This is a genomic window from Ligilactobacillus equi DSM 15833 = JCM 10991, from assembly GCF_001435735.1.
Taxonomy (GTDB): domain Bacteria; phylum Bacillota; class Bacilli; order Lactobacillales; family Lactobacillaceae; genus Ligilactobacillus; species Ligilactobacillus equi.
This window is the reverse complement of sequence record NZ_AZFH01000199.1, coordinates 1-264: the sequence shown is the minus strand read 5'-3', so window position 1 is coordinate 264 and position 264 is coordinate 1. Positions and strand designations below refer to the sequence as shown.

Sequence of the window (264 nt, the reverse complement as noted above, 5' to 3'; positions counted from 1 at the left end):
AGCGTAAGCACATCAGAATCAACAAGTACGAGTGACTCAGCTTCGAAGAGCGCAAGTACATCCGCATCAACAAGTATGAGTGACTCAGCTTCGAAGAGCGCAAGCGCATCAGAATCAATAAGTGTGAGTGATTCAGCTTCGAAGAGCGCAAGCGTATCAGGATCAACAAGTGTGAGTGATTCAGCTTCGAAGAGCGTAAGTACATCCGCATCAACAAGTATGAGTGATTCAGCTTCGAAGAGTGCAAGTACATCCTCATCAACA

The 264-nt window shown here is 45.8% G+C and carries 1 protein-coding gene; it reads right to left on the bottom strand.

Annotated features, from left to right (window positions below; genetic code table 11):
* On the bottom strand, positions 1-264 hold a 264-nt coding region (locus FC36_RS12325), incomplete at both ends, for a hypothetical protein (RefSeq protein ID WP_420843346.1).